Source organism: Haloarcula japonica DSM 6131 (genome assembly GCF_000336635.1).
In the GTDB taxonomy this organism is placed as follows: domain Archaea; phylum Halobacteriota; class Halobacteria; order Halobacteriales; family Haloarculaceae; genus Haloarcula; species Haloarcula japonica.
On record NZ_AOLY01000018.1, the window covers coordinates 1 to 17130 of the forward strand.

Sequence of the window (17130 nt, forward strand, 5' to 3'; positions counted from 1 at the left end):
TTAATCGCCTCGACGTCGTCGTGGTCGCGTTTGATGTACCATCCGACGAAGTCGTTCAACCCGATGGTTGGATAGTTCTTGACAGTCGCTAGAGCCTCGTAGACGGGTTTGGCGCGACGGTAGTGCTCGCGGATGGCTGATTCGGAGAGCGTCATCTCGATTCCTCCTTCACCTCCTGAGCGGGAGCGAAACGACTACGCACTGCCATCGCTCGGTTCCTCTAGCTCGCCGGCGTCGCGCAGCGCAATTCCGACGTAACAGCGCCGCGTCTGGCCGTCCAGCCACTGCTTGTCGCGCTCGAACGCAACGTGGTCACGGAGGGCCTGTGTGAACCGATTTTTCGGCTTCACCTCGTACTCCCCGGCTGTAGCATATTGCTCGTAGGCATCGTAGACCTCGGCGACAGCGACGACGCCGTCGTCGGCTTCGGTGAGCCGATCCCTGACGAATGCCTGAATGCCGTACGGATCCGCGTCGCCGTCCTCCTGTGCGTTGGAACCGGCCGAGTTATCCGGGCTCTCGCCTGCCGGGTGGAGCGTCCCGTCCTGAACTGCGTCCACGAGTGCCGGAATCCTGGTGGATGTCTCCGTGTCTGGCGCGTGGATTCCGAGCGTCTGGTCGCCCTCGGTGATCGCGATCGCATACGAGCGCTCCGTATAGTCAGGGACAGGCAGGTCGGAACCGGGCACAAATGGACGCTTGACAGGCACCCAGTCCGATTCAAACGCTTGGCGTGACTCGTAGGACTCGGGCAGTTCTCCCGGCCTGAAGACGGTGTATGTCTCGCTCTCGGCGTCGTAGCTGTACGTCGCGGGGAACTGGTCTTTTGACACGGCGTCGAACGAGTCGATCCGGGCGTGCTCGTCTCCGGCACTATCCTCGAGAACGAACGCATCGTCCCGCTCGAACCAGCGGGTGTGGCGACTGCCGCCAGTCGCCGGTCGGATGGCCGTAACCCCATCCGCGGCTCGCGCACCGCCGTTGAATGTGACGTTGTGATTCATTGTATACAGCCGTGTTTCCCCGGATGAGAGCTGATTTCGCGGCTCGCTCAGGATCTTCGCGAGCCGGTCGGCGATCTCTGCGGCTGGTTGATCGTCGTGGTCTGCGACGACGAACAGCGGGATTCGCTTCTTTTCTTGGGCCTTCCGGAGGTTCGTGAGCACCTTCGCTGGGCGGACGTGAGTGGTGGTTTCGACTTCGACCTGGAGCTCCGAGCCGAGATCCGAATGCGTCGCGATGGCGTCGGGGCGAGACTCCCCGTTTTGATCGAGGACCTCTACGGAGAACCCTGCCGTTGCGAGCGCCCGCTCAACCGTATTGAGGACTGAATCGTGGTGCTCGCCCCCGCCGGTCGGTGACGTCGACGTGTCGGCCGTGGCTGCCTGCTCCCCCTCGTCTGTGAGCCGAACCTGAACCGATGATGCACCGTCCGGGAGATCGACCTCGATGAGAGAGGATGCTTCCCGCACCTCCGGGAGCGTCTCGTAGCCCTGTGCCTCGATGGTGCCTTCCTCGATCCGAGAGAGTAGTTCCTCGTCGACGTCCTCGACGGACACCCAACCGTTCGTCTCGCGGACGTCGTTCGACAGCTGAACAGCGCGAATCGCACGAGCCATCGCGACTTCTAACGGCAGGTCGTCGGCATTCTCCAGAGCAACATCAGTCGCTGCGTCACGGCTCTCCACGGTCGTTCCGCCAGCCACCCCGTACTCCTCGCGGGTATGCTCGTGAACAGCCTCCAAGGCATCTTGGAACCGCTCGTCCTGCGCCCCGGTCAGTGGCTGCTCGCTGTCGGGGTGTCCGGGCGGAATCGGAAGCGGTTCGATACTGAACGGGTCGGGGCCGGTTTCGCCGAACTCCGGACTCGGGAGCTGGGCGATCCACTCACCACGCGGGAGCGAACTGATACGGTTCTTGAACTCGACGGGGTCCATCGCCTCGTGTGACAGCGCTTCGGCGATGTCGGCGTCGACGGCGATCTTCCCGACGAGGGGACTCCCGATGTTGTTCAGAACGTTCAGGTAGACCTCTCGGTTGCCCGCCTCCTTCATCTGCTCGGGGAACTGCGTCACGAGTTCGATGGACAGTCGGAACTCCCGCCCCTTTTCCAGCAGCGTCGTCAGCGTATCTGAGACGACGACGGAGGACGCCTCGTCGATGAGTAGGTTCGCGACGTAGTCGTCCGGCTTGCGGGCCAACTCGTCCCCGTCGCGACGCTTGACGGCGTCGTAGAGTTGCGTCAGAATGACGCCGGTCATCACGCGGGCAGCCTCATCGCGGAGATCGCCGAGGTCGAAGATGACCACCTTCTCCTCGTCGAGGAGGTCACGGAAGTCGAACTGCGACTCGGTGTTGTTGAAGATCCGCCGAAGATGGGCGTCCTGGGTGATGTAGTCCATCCGGTTGCTGATGCCGCTGACGACGTTCGAGAACGTCGCCGGGTTCGAGCGGAGGTGGCGCTCCAGTTTCTCGGCAACCTGTGGGTCGCTTGCCCGTGGTGCATCCTCCGGAGTGGAGTCCGGCGGGCCGGCGGCGTGGAACTGCGTGACCGCGTGTTCGAACTGGTCGTGGGTGAAGTAGTTCGTATCCTGGCGGAAGTGCCCGTTTTCGAGGCCGTACTCCTCGTCGTACATCGCCTTGATGAGGTACTTGATGAGCGTCGGCGAGGCGATGGCGTCTTCGTACCGCTCCGGCCCCATCACGAGCTTGATGAGCTCCTCGTAGTGGTCGGCCTTGTCCTGAATCGCGTCGACGCGACGAACGCCATCTTCCAGCGCTGGCGTGATGTCGAAGAACGCGAAGCCAGGCAGGATGTCGGGCACCGAGAAGTGGAGGACGTTCTCCTCGAGGTCTGTGGTGCCGAAGCGCTTCGCGTGAGCCCGCATATAGTTCTCGGGGAGGTTCCCGCCTTTGGAGTCGATCAGGAACACAGGGCCCGTGGTCTGGTCGTACAGGGAGAGCGCGTCGTTGATCAGCGCGATTGATTTGCCGGCGCCGCTCTTCGCGAACCGACCGACGTGGAACGGCAGTAGATGTGGTGGAATCCGCATCGCCTCCGGCGTGGGCGTGCCGTCTTCCCCGAGACCGCGGCCAATAGCCATCCCTGCGTCCGTGAAGGCATCCATATGGTCCTGCGCGGGGAGCGGCAGAGGCGTACGGCTCTCGGGCTCGGCATCGGACCCCCGCCCACCCTCGGTCGTGAGATCGGTCGCCGGCGGGACGACAACGAAGTTCGCGAGTTCAGCTGGTCCGAGGACGAGATCGGGGCGGGTCTTCCGCCAGTCACTCTTCGTCGTCAGGCTGGCGTTGAACACGCGGTTGGCGTGCTTCTTAGCTCGCCGTTTCTTTCGGAGTCCACGTCGGACACGCTTCGGTCGCACCCGATAGTGTGGCCCGTTCAGGTGGTCGAACACCGATCCGATGTCATCGAGACGGTGGCCGACGCGCTCTTGCTGTCGGTCGGAGGTCACCAGCGAGAGCGCCCGCATATTCACGGTGAACGTCTGCTGTGGCTCTTTTTCGTCGATGGACTCGACACGTTCCCGGCCACCGATGTCGAGATACCGGCGTTGCCGTCCGGTGTTCGAGGGGCTGTGGGGTTCGTGCTCCGTATTTCCGAGAAGTTCCCCCGTGAACCAGTCGACAATCCTGTCCTCGCCTTCGCGGAGCTTCCGCTGGCGCTCGCGTGCCTCGTGCGTCCAGTCCGGCTTCCGCTGGAAAAGTACCTGAAACGCGATCGGATGTTCGGCACGGGTTAGCTGGTCGATGAGAGACGCGAGTGGGGCCCTCGCGTGGTCGTCGTCCTCGTCTTCCGTGTTCGTAAATTGAGGCAACGTCGTCATCCAGTCCTCACGACGGGTAGCCTGCCCGTGCCAGGTGATTCCGAGCGGTGTCGTGTCGTCGACGCTCATCTGTGTCTGCCTCGACTGATGATCGACGTCGTGCTCTGAGTCGGTCGGCTCACTCACCGGAGGTTTGTCACTCGATTCGGTTCCGAACAGTAATTCGGCGTCGTCTACCGACTTGGGGTCCTCCGAGACCATACTGCCACCGTCACCGACCGGCTCCTGCCTCGTCGCGTCGAAGGGCGTTGCGGGCTCAGAGTCGGAGTGTGGGTCACCGCGGGTGTCCTCAGAGGACCTGGTATTCATCTCGTTGCGGTCGTTGCCCCTCTGACTACTGTCGTGAGGCGGCTCTGCTGGCGACGGGAGCAGCTTCGCCTCCAAGTCGAGCGTCACCCGCTCGAACGTCACCGTCGGTGGATACAGCGTCCGGAGACGCTCCTCGAGGGCATCCATCCGGCGGTCGGCCCCATAGTAGAACTCGACCGGCTCGTCTGCCCCCTCACTCACTGCGAGAAACTCGAATACTGGCGGTGGATCGCCGAATGGCCCGATACTCGCGAGAAGCCCGTCGTTGCCGGCGTCGAGGCCGTGGAGGCCGGCTAGCTGCCGGACCACGGTCTCCGGCGCGAGGTCACTCCGGGACGGCGTAATCCGGATGTACTCGTCGCCGCTATCCGCAGCCGAGGGGTCTGATGAACGCTGGTCAGTCATCCTCCTGTGAACCAGTACTGGGTGGGTCGCCGCCGTCGGCCCGAGCGCCGGCGGGTCGACTGTCCGGACTCGTCACGCTCGCACTCGACTCGGGTTCGAGATCGGCCACGTCCGCAGCGCCGCCGTCGATGACGTGGGCCTCGTAGTCACTTGCCCGAATCCGTAGTGGGAACCAGCCTTCCTGGTCGATACCGACGAGCGCCTCCGAGTAGCCGTCCTCGTCCTCGCCGGCCTTCGCGGAGGTGACCCAGTTCACCTGTCGCTCGCTGAGGTCGAACCACTTGGCGATCTTCTCTTTCTCCTCGTTGACGCGGTGGAGGACGGTCAGCGAACAGAGGTTCGCGATGGTCCGCGCCTCCGGCGTCAGCGCGAATTCACCCCCCGTTTGCGTGATGAATTCGAGGCTCAGATCGAAGTGGCGGCTGTGCCGGACAGCCGTCTCCAGGAAGTCCAGGGAGACGGCGTCGTTCATCAGGTAATGCGCCTCGTTGATACAGAAGACGACGCGCTTGTCGGTCTGCTTGACCCGCTCGTAGACACTATTGAACAGCACCTGCATCATTAGGCTGGTCTCCGCTCGGCCGCGGGTGCCCTCCTCCTGATGGAGATCGAGGTAGATGACCTTCGAATCGAGGTCGAACTCGGAAGGCCGTGCCAGATTCTCGAGTTCACCGCCCTCGCGGAACGACGGCCGGAGGTCCTTGAGCAGCGACTGGGCATCAGACTGGACGGCCTCCTGCTCTCCGTCAGTGACGTAGCCGTACTCCTCGGGGTCTTCCACCATCTCCTCGAGGACCGTAATGACATCGTGGATGGTAGGCGAGTCTCGGGTATGCGTCTCCGGGTCGCGGGTGATCCCGCGCTTCTCGTAGGCTTCCTGGACGGCCCGCCGGAGCGTCTGGTTGCGCTCGCCGAGTGGGTGGTCTGCGACGTGCTCGAAGAAGGTCGCGAAGAAGGTCATCACCCAGTTGATTTGCTCGCCCCACGGGTCGAGATCGTCGACCTCTTGGAGGACGTGGTCGGGCGTCGGTTTGATTTCCAGCGGGTTCAGGCCCCGCCGCCCACCGACCGTGATACGCTCGCCATCGAGCGCCTCGTTGACGCCGGCGAACCCCCGCATCGGGTCGAGCATAATGATGACCGTATCCTCGTCGAACATGGCTCGCCGCACCAGCCGGAGCTTCGTCGCGAAGGATTTGCCCGCGCCGAGCCGGCCGATAACCATCATACAGTAGCCGGTTTGCCGCTTGAACCGGTCGAGAATGAGCGGGCTCGAATTCAGCGCGTACGTTCCGTACTCGATACCGGGTTCCGCAAACGCACCGGAAACGAAGGGGAACATCGCGCCGACGGCCCCGCCGAGCATCGGCGTCTTGCTGTCGAGCGTCTCGTTGAACTGGTCCAGGGCGATCGGGCTTGCTGACGTGAAGGTCTTCAGCTGGGACCATCGGGGCGTCACCGGGGTCAGATTCGCGGGGGCCTGCCGGGCCGTCGTCGACACCGACTCAGCGTCGATGTTGTCACGCTCGTCGCCCCTGACCGTGAGATACATCGAGACGTCGAACGCCTGCATCGTCGTGTTCCGGAGGACGTCGTACATCTCTTGGTGGTCCTCGAGGTCTTTCTCGACGCCTCGCGCACTCGCCCGATGTTTCTCGGTCAGATACTCGTAGTCGGCTTCGAGGTCCTCGATCTTGTTCTCCAGCGAATCCAGTGTCTCCCGCGTATCGCGGGGGTCGATGTGGATACTGACATCCGTCTGCTGGGTCTCTGCTGCGGCGTACAACTTCTCGAGGAAGCCATCCATCGGCGCGTCGGGGTATTCGCCAACCCACAGACTCTGTGCCCACTGGTGGTCCGTCCTCAGAGCGCTGGGCGTGCGCTCGATACTCGACGGCGTAACGACGGTCTGGTGGATTTCGGGGATGCCATTGACCCCCTCACCGTCGGCCTCGTAGTCGACGGGGAGCTGTGATTCGGCATCATTCGGTTCTTGGTCGTCTGGAGCGTTTTCTGCGGTCGTCTCGTCGTCAGTTTCCGAGCTATTCGAGCCGGTGAAGGGGAGCAGTTTTCTAATCATTGGTTCAGGGCTTTGATCGGTTGGGGCTGGTGGTATCCGAATACCGAATCGTTGGACTCTGCGTCTTCGATATTCGAGGAAAACGATGCTCTCAGCCGAACCGCATTAATCTCATAATCATGGCGTTGTTGGCATAGGTTATGGAGGTCTGCCGTACCGTCCAGGTCAAGCTTGAGGTGACCGAGGACCAAGCAGACCTGCTGCACGAAACGATCGACGAATTCCTGTGGGCAGCCAACTACGTTGTCGACGCTGCGTGGGACGGGGAGTGGGCTGAAACCCGCTCTTCCGTACTCCACAGCGAGACCTATGAGGACGTTCGTGCTCGGACAGGCCTCCACAGTAACCACGTGCAATCCGCTCGTGACTGCGCTATTGATGCGCTCAAAAGCGTCGTCACCAAGTGGTCGGAGGGCAAGTCCGCATCTCTGCCGACCTTCACCACCCCATTTTGTGAATATAATCAGCGAAATGCGACGTTCCACGACGATCACGCTTCGCTGAGTACTGTGGATGGACGCATCACCGCCGAGTACGTTCTGCCCGACGAAGTCCGTGATACGCCCCACGCTGAGTACCTGCACTCTGACGATTGGGAGACGACTATCGCGACTCTTCATCATCGTCGTGGTGATTTCTACCTTCACGTCCGAACAAAGGCGGACGTGGACGACCCCAAGCCAGTCGAGAACGGAGCGGTTCTCGGCGTGGACCTTGGGGTCGAGAATATCGCCGTCACCTCGACTGGCGTGTTCTGGTCCGGCAACGAATTGAACCACTGGCATGATGAATATGCTCAGCGACGGAACTCGATCCAACGGTGTGGTTCGAGATATGCCCACGAAAATATCCAAGCAATCGGCCGACAGGAGACCGGTCGCTTCAAACAATCGCTTCATCGCATCGCGAATGGCATTATCGAAGAAGCCGTCAGTACCGGCTGCACGGTGATTGCCTTCGAGGACCTGAAGGGTATCCGAAATCGAATGCCCGGCGCCAGGGAATTCCACGAGTGGGCGTTCAACCGACTCTACGAGTACGTCTCCTACAAGGCCGAAGAACGAGCCATCACCGTTGAAAAGGTCAACCCAAAGAATACCTCGCGCCGATGTTCCTCCTGTGGATGCTCGCGCGAGGGCAATCGCCCGTCGCAGGATACCTTTCGATGTCAGTCCTGTGGGTACGAGAACCATGCGGACTACAACGCGGCTAAGAACGTCGGGTATCGACTCCTTCGCAACCAAAATGGGGGCGAAGGAGGCGCACCCGTAGGCGTGCGCTTGAACACCGGAATGATGACCGCGAACGGCATTCAATCCGTACCGGAATCGGTTCGAGCGGGAATTCATGGTGAAATCCACTCCACTGGGTAGCCTACGACTTGGTGATGACCGGAGACGTGCGGAGCACCTGTTCGGGGTCGCCGTACTCGATTTCCGTGCCTGTCCAGTATTCCGCGACCAGGCGGGTGAGTTCGGCCGCATCGACGGGGCGGGTGTCACACCCCTCGATCCCGCGAAGGCCGCGCTCGACCCGCCGGCGCCGCTCGTCCAGTTCCTCGAGCATCGCAGCTCGCTCTTCCTCCTCCGGCGGCGCCGTGACAATCTGGACGAGGATCCCCAGCACGGGTATCCCAGCGAGCTTTTCGAGGAGGCTGGCCCGTTCGTACCGGACCTCTTCGGGCCGAACCGGGAGCAGGACGTAGTGGTCGCGAATGGTCATCTGGCGCTGCGCCAGCTCCCGGTCGTACCAGTCGACGTAGTGCTCGATGAGAGCCTGGAGTTTCTCGTTGGATTTGACATCCGGATCGCTCAGGCGATCCTCGTACCGTCCGACGTACTCGTCGGCCGGGAACGACTGCGTCGTCGAATAAATCTGAATCGGGAACTCGACGGTCGTATTGACGAAGTCCTGGAAGGCCTCCGTCTTCTGGGCCCACTCGTCGTCGGTCGAGAGCGCCATCGTTGGCGGCGACACCTGGACCGCCCCGACGAGGGCCCGATCCGTCCGCTCGATCGCGTCGTGACGTGGGTAGACGCGCTCGACGTGGGTGTACTCTTTCGCCTCCTCGTGGGCAATTTCCGTCTCGCTACGGTGGAAGTTCACGAACAGGCCGAGCCAGTCGAGACTGTTGGTGTAGCCGGGGGTGAGATAGACGAACAGCCCACCGAACGCAATCGCAATCGCCGCGAGGGGGATCGTGAGGGCTGACACCGGAACGCCGCGAACGCTGAGTGACGGTGGGATGACGACCTGCGTCACTAGGACTACCAGGACGCCGGGAAGCCCGGCGACGGCAAGGTCCGTCAGCGAGTACTTCCCGAGGAACTGGGTGTCGGTACCGAGCGACTTCGGAATGCGTTTCGCGGGGTCTGTTGCGGAGCTCATGGGTTGTTAGTGGATGTAGCGTGGTGGTTCATCAGCCGAATCGTGGGTTCGGTCCCTGGTTTCAGGATCTCTAAACTGATCCTGATTGCTACGGTCGTATGCGTCTCCTCCAGAGTCTGTACCGCCGGTCTCAGATGCGGATCTCGATCCTCCCCCTCCGAGATTCCCTCCGCTATTCCCACCGCTCCCATTCTCGGGATTCCGGAGGCGGGATCCAACATTGTTCAATCGCTGACCGGCTGAATGTGCTCGCGAATCTCCCGAATCGAAGACGTATTGGCCACTCTGGGTGATTGCGGGTTCATCCCGAAGTCCTCTCACAAAGTTCCGACTGCCCTGTTTTCCTGTGTTGATTCCTTGCTTAACCCGACGGGCACGATTTTTAGCCCGTTGAGCAGAGAAGTGATGAGCCATCCGGTCGCCGATGAAAAACAGGGCTCCAGCCTGCCAGAAGAGCACTAGTGGGGACACGAGAGCCAAGAAAGGGATCACCAGCGCTGAAATCCATATTCCGATCCCACCGAGCGTCGGCCCAGCACTGGTCCCGAGTAAATCACCTAGCCGGAAGAGGAGGGCCACAGGGACCGTCATAAAGAGGAAGGGAACGTAGAAGCTGGCGAGCTTCTTCATAAACTTTGAGACGAGCTTGAACGGGCCCACACCCGGAATCCAGAGAACTATCAGCAGAGGCATCAGGAGGACATAGAGATAGAGTGCGTGCTGTCTAACCAGATAAATGAGGGCAATTAGCAGGAAGAGGATGATATCGACTGCCCAGCTCAGGACGAGCCCGATAAGGCCGATTGCGCCGAAGGATAGGGTCTGAAACCAGCTGATATTGGATAGACTCGGGGTCAGGAAACCACTCAGAGCATCGATGAACCGGAGCGAAAGCGCAGCCATCCACCACCATGAGAGGATTCCCAATAGGCCAGCAAAGGCCCGCTTCTTGAGCTTAGATCGATGGTAGCTACTAAAGAGATGGCTGGTCGATTCGAAGAAAATAACCAATCCAATCGACAGCCCATACAGGGAAAGTGAGAGCGGGATGATCGTGCCCCAGTAGTAATCGTAGATGTTGGGCCAAGGTCCATTGGAGGGACGACTGAATGTAGAATCTGGGTGAGGGGTCCCGACAACAAGTCTGGCAAGTGAATCACCGAGACTCCGGATGGTTTCAATCGGACTAAATAGAGCCCGCAGTAGCTGCCGGAAGGCCTCGATAATAATGTCGACTAATGCTCCTCCACCTCCGGAACCACCGCTTTGTGCAAGCGCTGGTTGGGTGGCTAATAATAGCAGAACCACAGACGCACAGACGATCGTAGAAACCCTCCTGAGTTTAGGACGCATCGCTCTCACCTCCGCCGATGAGCTCTGCTGCGATCTCAGAGCAGGTGTAGGTGTCTGAAGTCCCGATAACTGACCGCTCCCCGCTGAGAGATACCTCTATCGTTTGTTCGAGTGAAGAACTGACTACTGTTCCAACGACAGCCACGAATTCAATCGCTTGGCCGGCACAGGTCTGCTCTGTCGAATCATCGTCAGTGAATACAATCGGTGGGGTGTTACCCACAAAATCAACAGCCTCGCCCGGGACGATGATGTTCTCTACTGGATCTTCGGGAGTAATGAACTGCTGAATACCCTTCCTGTCGTTGAGTTCTGCATTGGCTGCTTCGTTAGGTGCATCTCGATAGACGATCTGATAGGGCCACGTTGGCGCAGTCCCCATATTCTCGATGGTTAACGCGAGATTTCCTCGGTTTGCTCCTTCTTCGTAATGGGATGCTTCGGTAACCTTGAGATTTGGCCGCATCTCCAGCTCTCTGCTTTGCGAGGAATCCTCTCTTACCGCGGTCAGCTCGTACGTACCAGGATTGTAGTGTTCATAATCTCCCAGTCCAGGCTGGATATCCATTACTCGGAGTCGAACCGTCGTGGCGCCCTCTGCAACGTCGGCTTGGGTGTAGAGACTTCCATCAGGAGCGATGAGATTGAGACGGCTGACGTCGTGGTCCTGACTAAGTGTCACAACGAGTTCGGGGCCATCAAAACGGGTCTCTTCGAACACCGAATCCTCAGACGGTGACGAAGTCGAAGCTGGCGATTCGGAGTTGTTCCCTTGATTGCCATTTCCAGCACAACCTGCTAATCCACCCACTATCGCCGTCCCATACCACGCCAAGAGACGCCGTCGGCTAACGCACTGTTCCGACTCTGAGTCGTGAGATGTGAGGTGTTTTCCCGACATCATAGTGACCTCCATGGGGGCCAAATCCGCCAGCCGGTGATCCGGTCGAGGAAGAACACCGCAAGGAGGAACAACGAGACTGGGACGCCGATCCGGAACAGCGCCGACACCAACTGGAGCACTGAACCTTGCAGCAGAACGGTATCCGAGTCGCCGGTGTAGCCCGGTGGGTTGAGCCACCAGTGACCTGGCTCATATCGCGCCGACACACCGCCAGGAGGTCGCTCAATCGTCGTTGTGACGGTTCCGTTGCCGGTCGTGTTCAATCGCTGCCCGTTGATGACGACGTATCCATCCCGCCCGTTGGTGTTGATCGGTGCGTCGGTGTTCGCGTTCTGAAGGGTAACCCGGACGGTGACCGTGTCTTCACTCTGGTTCACCACCTCCAGGGTGAGATTGCTCTCGTAAATCTGGATTCGAGCGAACTCGTCTGCAGGCCGTTCCGCCTCGACACCTCTGACGAGTCCCCACGCCCGGATGGTCTCGGGCTGATCGTCGGCCGTGGACCGCGTCGCGATGCCGTAGCTGGCGGTGTACGGCTCCGTGAGGACGTCCAAGTGAACGTTCGACGGGAGTGTCGACGGGGACGTCGACGTGCCATACACGTCCAGTATCGTCACGTTTCGCCGGGGCGACGGCGTCGGCCCCGTCTCGATGGGATAGGCGTTCACCTGGAGTGGGTGAAGAGGCGAGTGAGCGGTCCGCTGGCCATCGTCGGAGCTGTAGACCAGCGTATCCCAGTCCTTGTCCCGGGCCGAGTAGAACCGCCAGACACCTCTGACATCGCCATCGGGTAGCTGGTAGCCGAGCCACGGCTGGTTCTTGTAAACAACGAGGCCGAGGTCGCCGTTCGGATACTCGGCGATGAATCCGGAGACTGCGAGGTCGTACTTCACGACCCCGATGGAATCGGTCACCGTGACGTTCTCGGTCGGGTATGAAACGGAGCTCTCCCAGTTGGTGCAGTCACCCTCGTCGTTGTGAGCGGTACAGACTTCGACCTCCTTCCGAAGCCGGACCGAGATATTCGCCTGGAGCGTGAGCCGATGCTCCTCACCGGCGTATCCATCCAAGGAGTATGACAGCGCCGGCGTGTGGGAACCACCAGCCGTCGTCTCCTCATTGCCGTTGACGAGGAGTTTCGTCTCCTCGATCTGGTGGCTCTCGAGACTCCAGTAGACGCGCCGGTCGCCGGAGGTGTCGTCTGGCGGCACCGCCACACGGTAGTCGACGGTACCGCGAAGCGTCCCCTCAGGAGCAACGTAGAGCGGCTGTCTCGACGGCGACAGGCGCGCTCGCGTGGATGGCTGGACGGCGAACACCTCAGTATACGCCTCTTTGACGAACTGACCGCTGGAGAGGTCGGCATCGGGCGGGTGGATCGACACAGAGCTGTTCGTCGTCGGGAACTCCTGGTGGTCGCCCCGGTTCCATCGCTCGACCGCCCGCGGTGGCGAATCGAACGGAACATCGGTCCCCTCGCCGAGCTGCTCGACCGCCGACCCGTTACTCAGATTCGCGCCGTCGGTCGCGCCGTCCTGATCCCCCGACCACAGTTTGTGAAAGGTCTCCTCCGGGACGCCGTGGTCGGTGCTGTTCGGAGGGTGGGCGCCCGCTGGAACGGCGGCTGTCGATGCGACGAGGACGGCGGACATGACGAGTGCGAATCCTGTTGCGCGATTAGAATCCACAACTCGTGCCACCGACCACGATGTTGTTCAGGATGAACTGGACGATCTCCGTCCCGAGCGGCGCGACGATCACGCCCCACAGCAGGCCCTGATTCCGGACCGACTTCATCTCCTTCTTCCAGTCCGACCGGCGGGTGAACGGGATCGCCACCGTCGCACCGAGGGCGAGGACGCCGCCGATGAGCGGCCCGCCGAACTGGATGATGGTGAAGATGTTCTGGATGGTGTCGGCCATGTTGGAATCACAGAAGGCGCTGCCAGGATCCGACTGCGCAGCCGCCGTTCCAACGAACAGAATCAGCGGGAGGAGCGCCAGCAGAATCGGACCGATGGACCTGTGAATGATCCGAATGACGGACGTCGATTCGTCAGTACTGGCCGGCGTCTCGCCGGAGGGGACCTGAGCACACATCGTGAGTGAGAAAGGAGTGATTAACCAAAAGAAGTCAGAAAATTTGGATGAATTTGGAGGTCTTCAAAGTTCTCCAAGTTCTCTAGAGAAGTTCCCATTCTGCGGGGATATATGCGACCACATAGCCTGAGTCGAACTAATGTCAGACGCCGATACAGCACCCAGCACTGGTAGCACCGGCTCCGACGTCGACGACGATGTCGCCCGGATCAATATGCGAATCCCGCAGGGGAAATACGAGTGGTTACAGGAGGAGCTCGACTCCTTCACGAGCGATACAGCGCGATTCCAGTATCTCATCCAGTTCTACTCCGATCATAAGGAAGACGACGCCGACTGCTGACCGACCGCGCTCGACAGGGCGACTTAGGCCTGCAGTGGGGCGACGATGAGAAGCGGACAATCCTCGCCCTCGAAATAGTACTGCTTTACCGTCGTTGCGTCGTCGAACTCGTCTGCATCCTCGGGAAGGGTAATGGTCCGGGCGCTGCTGTGTTCGTGGATCGAGTAGATGCCGAGTTCGGAGAGGTCCTCGCACTCGGCGGGATCCAGTTCTCTACTGACCGCCTCTAACCACGCTTCAACTGACACGGAGGGGCGCTCGTCCGAGTCAGCTTCTGAGAGGGTACTGCGGGGACTTGCTTGTGCCATGTTACATTTACACATACTTGCGCCATATCTACTAAATATTGACGGCCAACGTATTTCTTCAAATCAGGCTACATAACCAATGAAACGGGTGTCTGACGCTAATCGAATACAGGTCGAGAACGGCTAGTGCGCCGCTTCGAAGCAGGCCTGGAGATCGCTGCCCGTTGGGAAAGTCAGGATGATGAGAGGAATGGCTACCAACGACCATCCAACCGGATCCAGCTGGGGAAGTGGATACGTCGAGAGATAGCCAGCGATACCAACCATCACGAGAGGCGTATAGAGAAGAGTGGGAGCAACTGAACCGACCCGGATTGCGAGTGTAGGAGCAGTCGACTCGTAGACAGCGTCGACATAGGGACCTCGGCGATTCACGCCAAACGAAACCGAGTCCGCGTAGAGACTATGGACTGCGTAGTGCGCCGACTCATGAAGCACCCAGGCGACGCCACAGGCCACCAGATAGACACCGAACACCAGGACCGTCTCGTGTAGCATCGTGACTTAGTCCCGCACGTTTCGAAATGGACGAACCTCGTAGTTAAGCCTGCAGGCTGGATCGGAACAGGCACAGTCTTAACCAACAAAACACCGCCTTTCCGGTGGAGCGTTGGTTAAGAATTAACGGCCTGTTCGAGTGTTGCGCCGATCACTCGATTTCGATAACCTCGCCGTCCCCGTCGTGGAGCAGTTCCCGGATTTCGGCCAGGAGTTCCTGACCCTCGTCGTATAGATCATAGCCGTCCTCGAGCGACACCTCGTCCGCATCGAGCCGGTCGATGATCTCCTCAACACGGTCCATCCGCCGTCTGATGTCGGGGTCTTTCGGCATTCTCAGATCACTCCCAACCAGAGGGCAGTGATGAGCAACAACAACAGGAGGAGGGCAGCAATCGCGGCCTTGTAGTAGACCGGTGGAAGGCCCTCGGGAGCGGTCGCCTCCTCGACTGCCTCAGCCAGTTCCTGTTCGTGTTCGTGCTCCTGCTCGAAGGTCTCGTAGGCAGCCTCGAGCTGTTGCTCCAACGGTTCGATCTCGCTAGCGAGGAAGTCATTCCGCGACTTCGCGATGTACTCGCCGGCGGCCGTCGGGGTGATCGCGGCCATATCCGCCACCCGATCCGCGATCAGCCGGTCGTCAGTATGGCCGATAGCGGTCACAATCGGCGTGTTGGCGGTGAAGATCGCTTCTGCGACTCGCTCGGTGTTGAACGCCTGAAGGTTCGAATCGCTCCCGCCACCACGGCCGACGATGATCGCGTCGACGTCCTCCGAGCGGTCGAGATGGTGAATCCCGTTCGCGATGGACGTCGGTGCCTCTGACCCCTGGACGGTCGCATCCTTCACCAGGATATCGACGGTTGGGTCCTGCTCGTGTATCGCACTCTGGATGTCGTAGCGAGCATCGCCCCGGAGTGAGGTGACGACACCGACCCGTTCCGGGAACGCCGGCGGGCGCTGTTTCTGCTCGTCGTCGAACCAGCCACGCTCTTCGAGTTCGCGTCGCAGTCGCTCGACTGCGGCCGCCTGGTCGCCGTCGCCGACGACGATCATCTCCCACGGCTTGAGGTCGATTTTCCCACCTTCAGTCCAGTAGTCGACATCGCCTTTGAGGATGACCTCGGTCCCGTCCTCGAGATCAGCATCCAGCTCCCGGTAGCGGTTCGCCCAGATCATACAGGGGAGCTCGGCATCGCCGTCGGTGAGCGTGAAGTAGAGTGCCGTACTGTTCTGGTGGAGGTCGGTGACTTCGCCGATACAGCGGACGCCGTTGAGGGCAGGCGTGTCCTGGACGACTGACGCAATCCGGTCGTTCAGCTGGGATACGCTAAGGACCTCTTTACCGTCGGGTTCGACCGCCTGCCGCTCGGTATCCGGTGCGTCCGCCATGCACATTTCTAACTACTGGTTGGCAGTTTCAAAAAGATGCCCCAGACCCCTCTTTTTAAAATCTCGTGCCGCAGTTGGAACAAAATTCCTCTGAGGAATGTCTTCGGGCTCCACAGACTTCACATTCCTCTTGGATTGCTGTGCCACACTCAGGGCAATAAGGTTCGTCCGTGACACCGCGCCCGCAGACGGGACATTGTCCAAATAGTGCCGTCCCACAAGCCTCACAAAACTGTTGGTCACCAGTAACGGACTCTCCACAGACCGGGCATTCATCAATCTCGTCATCTGGACCGGTTTCCTCCTCATCCTCCTCGTCGTCCTCTGGTTCTGGTTCGGGTTCTGGTATTGGGATAGTCCCTCCAGAGAACAAATCTTCGTCTTTTGGGATTTCAGGCGTTTGTGAGCTTTTCACGTATTTTGATAACCACTCATCCAGACGGTGGCCAACGACGTCACGAATCAAGCCTTCCAATTTCTGATGTGAGAGCGACTCATCGATGCTATTCATGTTCCGAAATACGTCCTCAAACATCTTCTCGCCGTTAGTTTCACGCCGAATCTTCGCATCAAGGGCCGCTGTAACTCGACGGCCTTTGGTGTAGTGTGCGTTTGAGGAGGTCCACTGACTTGGATCGACTAAAACAGAGCCACTGTGTCGGTCGGTAGTTACGTATCTGTGGAAGGCAGAAAAAGGGATCCGGCTTTCAAGATACGTGAGCAACGCGGCATAGTAGTTCGTCGTGCCTTCGATGAGCCACTGCGTTGAACTATCTCGGGTCCACTCTTGGCGTGTATGAACATACTCATGAACCCAGGTGTTATTGGCGTGGTCCACCCTACTCGAGTCAACAGCCCAGAAGCCATTCACGCCACTCTGAAGCCCTCCCCACCCCCAATTGATGTTTGAGGGGGCTACAACGACAACAACCCCGTCGTTCTTACCCCCCACTTTGAGGTTTTTCGCTGCGTAGCTCAACGATTCTCGTACATCACTAAGTGACGGCCTTAGTGACGCGTGCTCTGGAATAGCGATCCGAAAGGTCTGACCACCCGCTTGAAATCGCTCTTGAGTATGGGGACCAAGGTAGACAATACTCCCATCCGAACTCACAATTCCTTCCTGTCTAATATCATGTTCCTTTTGCAGCTCAATGTTCCTACCAGAGTACCGCCACGATGTATTGATAGGTGGATATTTTAAAAGA

Annotated in this window: 13 protein-coding genes; 2 read left to right on the forward strand and 11 right to left on the reverse strand. The window is 59.8% G+C overall.

Annotation, left to right across the window (positions count from 1 at the left end; all coding sequences use genetic code 11):
- Window positions 1-194: 194 nt before the first annotated feature.
- Entirely contained in the window at window positions 195-4559 is a 4365-nt protein-coding gene (locus tag C444_RS07600) for a type IV secretory system conjugative DNA transfer family protein (RefSeq protein WP_004592036.1), read from the reverse strand.
- Window positions 4552-6639, reverse strand: a complete 2088-nt coding sequence (locus C444_RS07605; protein ID WP_004592037.1) for a VirB4 family type IV secretion system protein — start codon at window positions 6637-6639, stop codon at window positions 4552-4554. The genes C444_RS07600 and C444_RS07605 overlap by 8 nt, the downstream gene beginning before the upstream one ends.
- Window positions 6640-6779: 140 nt before the next feature.
- On the opposite strand from C444_RS07605, the gene C444_RS07610 reads away from it, so the two are divergent.
- Window positions 6780-8012, forward strand: a complete 1233-nt coding sequence (locus C444_RS07610) for an RNA-guided endonuclease InsQ/TnpB family protein (protein WP_004592038.1) — start codon at window positions 6780-6782, stop codon at window positions 8010-8012.
- Window position 8013: 1 nt separating this feature from the next.
- On the opposite strand, the gene C444_RS07615 is transcribed toward C444_RS07610, so the two are convergent.
- From C444_RS07615 to C444_RS07635, 5 genes are all read right to left on the reverse strand, one after another.
- The gene (locus C444_RS07615; RefSeq protein ID WP_004592039.1) at window positions 8014-9027 is read right to left on the reverse strand and encodes a hypothetical protein; all 1014 of its coding nucleotides are present in this window, start codon (window positions 9025-9027) and stop codon (window positions 8014-8016) included.
- A 6-nt stretch (window positions 9028-9033) separates the two neighbouring features.
- Complete coding sequence (locus tag C444_RS07620; protein WP_049909262.1) at window positions 9034-10380, reverse strand: hypothetical protein; 1347 nt, start codon at window positions 10378-10380, stop codon at window positions 9034-9036.
- A complete protein-coding gene (locus C444_RS07625; RefSeq protein ID WP_004592041.1) occupies window positions 10370-11101 on the reverse strand; it encodes a hypothetical protein in 732 nt (243 codons plus the stop codon). The genes C444_RS07620 and C444_RS07625 overlap by 11 nt, the downstream gene beginning before the upstream one ends.
- Before the next feature lie 179 nt (window positions 11102-11280).
- Window positions 11281-12972, reverse strand: a complete 1692-nt coding sequence (locus C444_RS07630; RefSeq protein WP_229775377.1) for a hypothetical protein — start codon at window positions 12970-12972, stop codon at window positions 11281-11283.
- Window positions 12962-13384, reverse strand: coding sequence for a hypothetical protein (locus C444_RS07635; protein ID WP_004592043.1), 423 nt, complete (start codon window positions 13382-13384; stop codon window positions 12962-12964). The genes C444_RS07630 and C444_RS07635 overlap by 11 nt, the downstream gene beginning before the upstream one ends.
- Before the next feature lie 139 nt (window positions 13385-13523).
- On the opposite strand from C444_RS07635, the gene C444_RS07640 reads away from it, so the two are divergent.
- Window positions 13524-13727 carry a hypothetical protein gene (locus C444_RS07640; RefSeq protein ID WP_004592045.1) on the forward strand — a complete coding sequence of 68 codons (204 nt, stop codon included), beginning with the start codon at window positions 13524-13526 and terminating at the stop codon, window positions 13725-13727.
- Between the two features lie 23 nt (window positions 13728-13750).
- Here C444_RS07640 and C444_RS07645 read toward each other — a convergent pair whose 3' ends face one another.
- From C444_RS07645 to C444_RS22000, 4 genes are all read right to left on the reverse strand, one after another.
- Window positions 13751-14035, reverse strand: coding sequence for a hypothetical protein (locus C444_RS07645; protein ID WP_004592047.1), 285 nt, complete (start codon window positions 14033-14035; stop codon window positions 13751-13753).
- A gap of 649 nt (window positions 14036-14684) precedes the next feature.
- Window positions 14685-14867, reverse strand: a complete 183-nt coding sequence (xseB, locus tag C444_RS07655; RefSeq protein ID WP_004592052.1) for an exodeoxyribonuclease VII small subunit — start codon at window positions 14865-14867, stop codon at window positions 14685-14687.
- A gap of 2 nt (window positions 14868-14869) precedes the next feature.
- Entirely contained in the window at window positions 14870-15922 is a 1053-nt protein-coding gene (gene xseA, locus C444_RS07660; protein WP_004592054.1) for an exodeoxyribonuclease VII large subunit, read from the reverse strand.
- Between the two features lie 55 nt (window positions 15923-15977).
- Entirely contained in the window at window positions 15978-16901 is a 924-nt protein-coding gene (locus C444_RS22000) for a zinc ribbon domain-containing protein (protein WP_161607595.1), read from the reverse strand.
- Between the last annotated feature and the right edge of the window lie 229 nt (window positions 16902-17130).